8 protein-coding genes are annotated in these 8,944 nt (G+C 59.9%); 5 read left to right on the forward strand and 3 right to left on the reverse strand.

The window, feature by feature from the left end:
* The coding region (locus P9L99_06900; GenBank protein MDP8223069.1) for a hypothetical protein at positions 1-297 on the forward strand (297 nt) is incomplete at its 5' end.
* Between the two features lie 123 nt (positions 298-420).
* Complete coding sequence (locus tag P9L99_06905) at positions 421-1,779, forward strand: GDSL-type esterase/lipase family protein (GenBank protein MDP8223070.1); 1,359 nt, start codon at positions 421-423, stop codon at positions 1,777-1,779.
* Positions 1,780-1,849: 70 nt separating this feature from the next.
* Here the strand turns inward: P9L99_06905 and P9L99_06910 are convergent, their stop codons facing one another.
* Positions 1,850-2,650 carry a 2-oxo acid dehydrogenase subunit E2 gene (locus P9L99_06910; protein ID MDP8223071.1) on the reverse strand — a complete coding sequence of 267 codons (801 nt, stop codon included), beginning with the start codon at positions 2,648-2,650 and terminating at the stop codon, positions 1,850-1,852.
* Positions 2,651-2,810: 160 nt separating this feature from the next.
* Here P9L99_06910 and P9L99_06915 point away from each other — a divergent pair, with 160 nt between their 5' ends.
* Both P9L99_06915 and P9L99_06920 read left to right on the forward strand, forming a co-directional pair.
* The gene (locus tag P9L99_06915) at positions 2,811-3,791 is read left to right on the forward strand and encodes an alpha/beta fold hydrolase (protein ID MDP8223072.1); all 981 of its coding nucleotides are present in this window, start codon (positions 2,811-2,813) and stop codon (positions 3,789-3,791) included.
* Positions 3,792-3,902: 111 nt separating this feature from the next.
* The gene (locus tag P9L99_06920) at positions 3,903-5,546 is read left to right on the forward strand and encodes an aryl-sulfate sulfotransferase (protein ID MDP8223073.1); all 1,644 of its coding nucleotides are present in this window, start codon (positions 3,903-3,905) and stop codon (positions 5,544-5,546) included.
* A gap of 69 nt (positions 5,547-5,615) precedes the next feature.
* Here P9L99_06920 and P9L99_06925 read toward each other — a convergent pair whose 3' ends face one another.
* Both P9L99_06925 and P9L99_06930 read right to left on the reverse strand, forming a co-directional pair.
* Positions 5,616-6,098: a pyridoxamine 5'-phosphate oxidase family protein gene (locus P9L99_06925; protein MDP8223074.1), complete on the reverse strand. Its 483-nt coding sequence runs from the start codon at positions 6,096-6,098 to the stop codon at positions 5,616-5,618.
* A gap of 35 nt (positions 6,099-6,133) precedes the next feature.
* Positions 6,134-8,245: a DUF4091 domain-containing protein gene (locus tag P9L99_06930; protein MDP8223075.1), complete on the reverse strand. Its 2,112-nt coding sequence runs from the start codon at positions 8,243-8,245 to the stop codon at positions 6,134-6,136.
* A gap of 250 nt (positions 8,246-8,495) precedes the next feature.
* Between P9L99_06930 and P9L99_06935 the strand changes: the two genes are divergently transcribed.
* On the forward strand, positions 8,496-8,944 hold a 449-nt coding region (locus P9L99_06935), incomplete at its 3' end, for a hypothetical protein (GenBank protein ID MDP8223076.1).

Consider the following 8,944-nt stretch of genomic DNA (forward strand, 5'->3'; position numbering starts at 1 on the left):
GACGACGATGATGACGACGATGATGACGACGATGATGACGACGATGATGACGACGACGATGACGACGACGACGATGATGACGACGATGATGATGACGACGATGATGACGATGATGACGACGACAATGATAATGACAACGATAACGACGACAACGACGACAATGATGACGACGACAATGATAATGACGATGACAACGACGACAACAATGACAACGACGATACAGACGACGCCGATGATGACACCGGCGGATCCCGCCAGGTCGACGAGGGCGACGACGGCGCTTGTTGCGGCGGTTGATCGCTTGGACATACCCAAAAAACGGCGCCCGTTGAGGCGCCGTTTTCATTTGGGCGACAATCCGTTTTTCGTGCGGCGGGAAGATGATACGCTACGGCGTAACGCGCTTTCACTGGAGTTCCCATGACCGGTGCCGATCACCGCAGCAGTCCCTCCCGAGCCCGTCGCTTTGCGTTCGCGGCAGCGGCGGTGGTCTTCGCCCTGGCGCTGGCGGAGGTCGGCGCGCGTGTTGCGGGCGCCTGGGGCCGGGAAGCCGGGTTCGTGCTGCGGCGACCCGAGGCGACCGAGCGCCGGCCCGGCCCGTACTATCCCATTCAATTGCGGAAGGACGAGTGCCAGGCGACGTTGACCGTGCGTCCGCCGAACGTCGTTCTGCACGGGAATCGCGATCTGATCGATCCGCGGCTGCGCGAATGGAAGAACCCGCCGAAAGGCCCGGAAGAAAAGCGCGTGTTCGTCGTCGGCGGGTCGGCGGCGTGGGGCGCGGGGGTGGAGTACCCGCAGACATTCGCCGGGCGCTTGGACGTGGCGTTGGGGCCGGGTGTCGAGGTGATCAACGCGGCGGAAAACGGGATGCAATCGCACATGGTGGCGCGTGTCGCGGCGCGAATTGCCACGTGTTTTCAGCCCGACGCCGTGGTTGTGTTGACGGGCAATAACGAATGGATGGCGTGGCGGTACCGGCACCATGTGTCGGCATTAGAGTCGTTGCACTACCGCGCGCAGCGGGTCTCTGCTGCGTATCGTTTGCTGGCCTCGTGGCAGCGGCAACTGCAACCGGTCTCGCAGCGTCGAACGATCGCCTTGGGGCGTGACCCGAACTTCGACGCCGATGCCGGCTGCGGTCTGAATGCTCCGTTCGGTGATCCGGCCGGTTACGATCCTGCCACGTGGAAGCGGGATCGCGGCGAATATTTGGCTTCGTTTCGCCACAACGTAGAGCAGTTGCTTGAGTTCGCGAAGGTCGCCAAGGTGCCGGTGGTGTTTGTGACGACACCGTATCGGCGCCGGCTGTGTCCGCAATATTTCGCTCAGCAACCGGTCGGCAACCGCGCCGCGCGCCGCGCTTTACGCAGTGCCCTTGAGAAAACGGACGCCGGTGATTACGCGGGCGCCCTCGCCGAACTGCAAATCGCCGAGCAGGCGGCGCCGAATTCTCCTCTACCGCCGTACGTGCGCGGCCAAGCTCTGGCGGCGTTGGAGCGGCAAAAAGAAGCCGCGGCGGCGTTCGCGGAATCGCGAGAAAAAATGTGCAGCAATCTTGCGGCACCGGAGCGTATCAACGCGGTCATTCGGGACGCGGCAAAAACAGGCGGGGCGATGATCGTCGACGCCGATGCAGCGTTCACGGCAGCAGCTGGCGATCCCTTGGCGGCCGACGAGTTGTTCCATGATTTCTGCCACCCGACGGACGCCGGGCACGCGGTTATCGCCGAGGCGCTGCTGCCGCCATTAACCGCGCTCCTGGCCGCAAGACCCTAACGGCCGTGCGCGGGATAGCGCGCCTCTTATTCGGCCGTTGCAAATTGCAGGTACGAAACTTCCCCCGATATCACGACAGACGCGAAGCCGTTCGCCCCATCGCTGGCGGCGGTGGATTACTGGATTTCAAATTCCCGGCGTCGGCGACGAGGCGCTCCAGGCTAAGGGCGAACTTGTTGAGGTGGTAGCCGTCGATGAGGCGGTGGTCGAAGGTGACCGCCAGGGGCAGCACCTCGCGTTCGTGCCATTGGCCCTCGATTTTCACCGGCCGTGTCACCGTGCCGTGGAGGAACACGCGGGTGATGGCGCGCATAATGTGGGTGGCGTTTTTCGTGATCAGAAATTTCGCCTCGCCACGATACGCGGCGTTGGTCAACACAACGTTGGTGCTCAAGCCGCGTTGGTACATGACGCGAAAACGCACGCGCTCGGGAATCAGTTTGTAGAGCCGCGACCGAATCAGAAACTTGACGCGCCGATCGGTGGGCGGAAAGTTCGTCGCGCCGTAATGTTCCACCGCCTCGTTTTTGAGGCGTTCGAATTCGTCGAAGATGTCGGGCAGCGAGCGGCGGTGGGGTTCGTCGATGATGATCGCTGTGAGCACGTGGTTGTCGCCCGGCAACAATAGAGGATTGGTGATGTCGACGGTTTCCATTTCGTAAATGCGGTCATCGAGCACGACTTGATTGAACGCCGGATTCTCGGCGATGGCGGCGGCCAGCAACTTGTTGGCCACGTGAGTCAGGGACACGCGACGGCCGCTTTCGCGGCGAACATCTTCGACGAGGCGCTTGAGCGGGGCGGCGTCGAGTTCGATGGCGGCCGACAAATAAGGATCGGGCGACGGTGAAAGAATGTGAATCAAGTTCATTCGAGAAAAGCCGAGTTCCTCGTCGCTGATACGTCGCCACCGTAATGGCCGTGTTGTGTCGGGAGCCATTTGACTAATCGCCTCGCTTCAGTCATTCGTCACATAGTGTAACACCAATTGCGGCGCATAGAAGTGGGAGGCGGCGCATCGGGGGTGAAGCATGAAACGCCACGATATCGAAGCTAAAAAACAATACGCGCGCGACGCGGCCAAGCGCTTTGCCGCCCACGTACCGGGCTTGCGCGAGGCCGTGGGCGAACCGGCGCGAGTCGACGATTTCATCTCCGCCATTCGCGAGGAATTCGTCACATGGCGCGGGCTGCGGCTGCATCTGGATATCTATGAGTCGGCGCCCACCGATCCGGTACTGATCTTTCACGGCGGCATCGGTACCTACGTTCGCTTCTATGTCGCGATGTTGGCGCTGCTGAGCCGGCGTGGTTTCAATATCATCGCCGTCGACCGACCGGGTCACGGTTTTTCCGAGGGCAAAGTCGGCGATTGCACCGTGGAGGATGTGCGCGATTTCCTGCCGCTGGTCATCGAGAAAGCGGGCGAGTGGTTCAACGATCGCATCGGCATGTTCGGGTCGAGCCTCGGCGGGATCACGACGTTTTATCTACTGCCGGATGTCCGCGGCATTCGCTCGGCGCTTTGTCACAATTGGCTGCTGCCCGGCGAGTTGCCGGCCCCCAACAAGGGCTTGCTTCGCTCGGTGGCGAGACTGGGCGCCCGCCTGGTGCCGCGCGCTTCCGTGCCGATGAGTTTACTGCTCGATGAAGAGATGATCGCGGCCCTGTCCGTGACGCCCTTCGTGGAGGAGTATTTCCGTGCCTATCGCGACGATCCGGTTTTGTGCTCGACGCTGACGCTGCGATCGGTCGTGTCGTTTTTTGGTGGCTACCGCCCGTGGTGCTCCTTCCGGGAAGTCGAGATCCCGGTGTTGGGCTTGATCGGTGAGAACGACGGCATGTTGCCCTTGGACGCCGGCCGACGCTGGTGGACGGCGGCGAACCTGCCGCATGGCGAACTGCACGTCATTCCCGGGGCGCACCATCTCCTTTTCCACGACCATCTCGCCGAGAGCCTGCCGGTTGTGGCGGATTGGTTCGATCGCACCCTCCGGCAGGGAAAAGTTTGACTGTCGGTCCGCAACTAATATCCTTGCAAGTTGACCGCGTCGGGATTAACCTTACAAAGCAAGTACGGAATCAGAAGTTGGGGAGGATCAACCGAAAGAACGGGTTGGTCAATGAGAAAGCAAATTTTGTGTTTAGGTTTGACGATCCTGTTTCTTTTCTTGGTCGTCGGATGTGGTGGTATGGGCGAAAACCAAAAAGACGCCACTACGTCTGAACCAGCCGACGATGACACCGTTGCCGACGACGATGATAACGACAATGACGATGATAACGACGTCGACGATGACGACGATGATAATGATGACGACAACGATAATGATGATGACGACGACAATAATGACAATAATGACAACAATAACGACGATAATGATGACGATAACGACGATGACGACGACAACACGCCTCAAACCGCTTGCCAGATCATCGACCTAACGTTTCTCCCGGAGCCTGATTACAATAGCTTAGCCAAAGCCGTTCAGGTGACCACCGATCATCCGTGTTCGCTCACCGCCCGAATCAGCGCACCCGACATGCCGGGGTACGGCGTTCCCGAACAGGAAAGCTCCCCGGTGGGGACGAAGCATGGATTCGCCTTTTTCGGTTTGGTGGCCGATACGGAATTTACGGTCGAAGTATATAGCGCCGACGAGTTGAATTCGTTGCTTGGATCGGCGAGCTTCTCGACCGATCCGCTGCCCATATGGGTAAGCGCCCCTGACGTGGTGGAATATACCGGCCCCGCGCCTAGCCCGGCGGCGGATTGGGTCGTAATAACCCACGCCGGCCAGGTGCTTCTCATCGACCGCGAGGGGCGGGTTCGCTTCTATCGCAATGTGTTCGCGCCCTGGACGTACTTCCCGCCGATGAGCATCCTCCACGTGACGCCAGACGCCGAGATTATCATCGCCAAACACGACGGCATTTGGACCGTGCGCCGTGACGGCAGCATAGAAATGCTTTACGTACCCAACCTGGATGATCCGGTTTTCCTCTCCTACCACCATCAAATGTATTTCGCCGACGACTTGAGTTTCACCTATAGCTTGTTCAATCAATTCGGGCCCGGATTTGAATGTGACCTTACGACGCCGACAAACTTGGCCGTCGGCGACGGTGTTGTTCGCCTCGATGTCTCGGGGCGGGAAGTGTGGCGTTGGTCGGTGTTCGATCATACGGATGAAATTCCCCCCGAAGACATGTCGCCGATGACCTGTTCGTTTTTTGAAAACTACTTTGGGGCGGGAACGATCAACTGGACACACGCCAACTCGGTCTATCCGGTTCCGGGCGAAGATGCCGTTATCGTATCCTTCCGGAACATCAACCGTGTCGTGAAAATTGATACGGTGAGCGGCGATGTGTTGTGGCAGATGGGCCCCGGTATGGATTTCGAACTGGAGAGCGGCTCGTGGTTTTCGATACAGCATGACGCGCAGATTCTGCCGAACGGCAATTTGCTGCTCTACGATAACCATTACGCCGTGACCCCGACGTGGTCGCGAGGATTGGAAATCGCCTTCGACGAAACGACTTTTGAGGCGCAGATTGTGTGGGAATCTTACACCGGACCTTCGGCGGTGCTGGGCACCATCGACCGCTTGGATGACGGCACCACTCTTATGAGTACCGGTACCGCCTGCACTGTGGAATTTGCGGATCAAAGCGGCAATCAAATATGGCGCGGACATTTGCCGGGTATCTTGGAAATACTTCACGCAGAGACGCTCCCGTCCACGTGGCGCGAAAAGGATTGAGTGACTGCATCCCGGCAAATCGCCGGCTTCCTAACGAGTCCTGTTGCGTGTTTCGAGGCGGCCGGTGTGCTAGGTCGTTTCGGCGGGCTGAAAACCGTCCGGGCCGGGCTGTAATTCAGTCACGTGCTGGAACTCGGTAACGGCGAGGTAGCTCGTAACCTTCACGACGAGCAACGCACAATCGGCGGTCGCCACGAAATCCGTCATCGCCGGGTGCTTGGCGAGCAGCAAAGGACTCCATTGCGATTCTTGTTCGCGGTCGATTTCCCGCGCCGTGCCCAAGGCGGTCACCGCCATCGCGCGCCGTAGATCGGCTTCGTCGTTGCTGCGATTGTCGATGACAAGCGCTACGCGGGGCTCGGTAACGATGTTCCTGAACTTGCGGGTGCCGCGCAGCGTCGCGAAAACGATGTGCCGCAAATCCTCGGTGGCGGCGAAGGCCACAAGGCTGCCGTAGGGTTGCGCGTCGTCGCGTTTGGTGGCCAGCACCGCGAAACGTTGTTCACGAAACAGTTCGTCGATGCGTGCCAAAATTCGCGTGGATTCGTCCAATGGCTATCCTCCGGCCGGTTCGGCGATTTCGTCTGCTAACCGCCGCAGCCCGGCAGCGGCGCGTCGTCATCATTATTCCGATCATCAACGGCGTCGTCATCGTCATCATCGGACAAGTCGGTGACCCGCACTCCGTTGGGATTGTGAGCCGCGTCCTCATCGTCGTCATCGCCGGCTGCGAGAGGACGCGCGGTGACCGGATCACTGGAAACGGAACGGTTACCGTTTTCGTCCACGGCCTCGACCCACAAGGTGTAATCCCGATTCGGCTGCAGCCCGCTCACCAGGGCGCTGTTGGCGGGAGCGTCGATACCGCCGCCGAAAAACTCATCGCCTTCGTAGAGCGCATACCAGATGTCGTACGCCGCGAGGTCGTCGGCCGTAGGCGGCGTCCAGGACAGGGCGATTGCTTCCACTTGTGCTTCCGCGGTCAGGCCGGCGGGCGGCGCGGGCGCTTCCTCATCGAGCGTACCGAGAATCTTCTCGGCGACCTTGCGCCGCCAGTCGAGCAAGACGAAGGGATCGTGCTCCCACTGCCACGACTTGGGCGCGACCGTGCGCGTGACGCCGTCTACCCAGTCACTGTCGCCGCTTTCGTCGAGAAGGTGCAGGTATTCGTAGTCTTCCATCGCTTCACGCAGGATCTTGATGCGCAACGAGGGCAGGGGGATGTCGCTGGTACCGCCGATTTTGTCGGGAACGCCTGGATAGAAGAGGGTGCCGTCGCCCTGACAAACGTAGTTATCCGCGAACATGTTTTCCCAGACATCCTGCTTCGACCACAGATAATTGATGCGCCAGAAAAGGATCCCCGTGAACTCGTAGCGGCGCGTCAACCACAGCCAGACGCGCATGTAGTTGGCCTCTTGATCGAGCATATGGCTGGCGTAGTCGAAGCCGATGGTGGCGCTCACGCAGTTGTACCACCACGTCTTTTGGCCGGCCGCGCGCAGGTCTTCGTACGCTTCCGGGTACGGTGGAAAGGGCAGGGAGTCGCCGAACAAGGGCTCGTCGGGGCACCAGATGTCAATCGAGCCATCGAGTTCCGGCCCGTATTGCTCGGTGATGAAGGTTTGCAGGTCGGGGTCGGCGGCATGCAGCGCCGCGGCGGTTTCGATCACGTAGGGGTAATCACCGGGGTCGGGTTCGTCGGTGATGTACAGCCAGAGCTTGTCCAGCCAACCTTTCTCGCGGAAGTGGTCGGCGCGGGCCTTCCAATGCAGCGCATTCCACTCGTCTTGCGTCAACCCGGCGGGCACGTCGGGATAGTTGTGGTTCAAGTTGACCGTCTGAAACTCGAAGCCGGGCTTGTAGAAAGTGCCGTCCAAATAGGGTGCGTGCTCGACGTCCCAATCGTCCCAATGCATCTCGAGCGTTTGCGTGTCCTCGTGCCACGTGTAGTCCGGTTCGTATTTACGCCAGCGGTACGGACTCATGCGGTGCCGGGCGTATTCCTCGAAAAAACGCTCCGTCAACACGTCGCAATCGGTCGTCGAACCGTGCTCCATGTAGTAATTGCATATCGAGTCGCGCGTGTATTGGTAGTGGCTCTCCAGCGACATGCCGTTGGGCAGCGTGAAATCCCACACGGTCAAGGTTACGGTTCCCGTCCACGCCGCGTGGTCGTCGGCGGTGACGGTGACCGTCGCCGTGTAGTCGCCCGGCGTGGCCGTCTCCGGAACGAAGACATCAACGAAAACGCCCTGCGCAAAATCCGCCGACACGTCAAAGGGAGCGCCGTCGCGAACCTGGTAGTCGAAATGGTCGACGAAGGGCACCAGCCCGTCCGGCCACCAGCCGGCGTGCGCCGGATCGGGCGGGTCGTGACTGATTTTGTCTGCCGCGACGTATAGGTAGTGTAAGCGGTACCGTTCGATTTCCGTGATCGCATCGCCCGGCCCGGTGAATTCCGACACCGTGACGTTGACGTTCGTGAGCGCCACATCGTCGCGCACCAGGACCTGGAACGGTTCCCATTCGTTTTGCGCGGCGAAGATGTGGAAGGCGCTGTCGGCGGCGAAGGCGAATTCGGGACGATGTTTGTAGGTGCCGTGCGTGAGGCCGACTTCGTACGCCGCCATCGCGAAGGGCGTCGCGCCCGTCAACCACAGGATGCCGCATAGCCAGAGGAGGGAGATACGCTTCATTGGTTCGCTCGCAGTTCTCAAGTTTTCAATCAATGTGCATGCTAGCGGCGCGCGCCGGGTGCGTCAAATATCGATGTTGGAAGGCGGAACTGCGACCGGAAACCATCATCACCGGCATCGCCGTCAAAACAAGCGCGGCTTTTCGATACCGAATTTGCGAAAATGAGTAGGTGCGGCGTGCTTGCTCGGCCGCCGGGTCCAGTGTAAACGGGGACAACGATCCGCCCGGGCGGCCGACATGGGAGTGGAGATGCGTTTGACCAAAAGTTCCTTCATGTGGGTGTTGATTCTCGCCGTCTTTCTTTTCGCCGGCGGGCTTATCGCTTGCGACGACGACGACGACGATGACGATGACGACGATTCTGCGCCGTACGAGCCTGGCGACGATGATGACGACGACGATGACAACAATGATGACGACACCGCCGGGGGCGACGACGATGACGACGACGACGACGACGACAACAATGACGACGATGACGACAACGACGATGATGACGACGCGTGTGTCGTCTGGCATTACGAATTACCGGGCGGGATTGCCGAAAGTGTGAGCTTGTCCGACACGACAAACGAGGCGTGGGTCGCCGTCCAACTCAACGATGAGAGCCTGTTGCACTTCGCCCTCGATGGCGGCGGCGCGCCCGATTTCAGCGTCGACCTGATGACCTTCGAAACCGAACGTTCGCTGGTTGCCGC

It is taken from the genome of Candidatus Lernaella stagnicola (assembly GCA_030765525.1).
Taxonomy (GTDB): domain Bacteria; phylum Lernaellota; class Lernaellaia; order Lernaellales; family Lernaellaceae; genus Lernaella; species Lernaella stagnicola.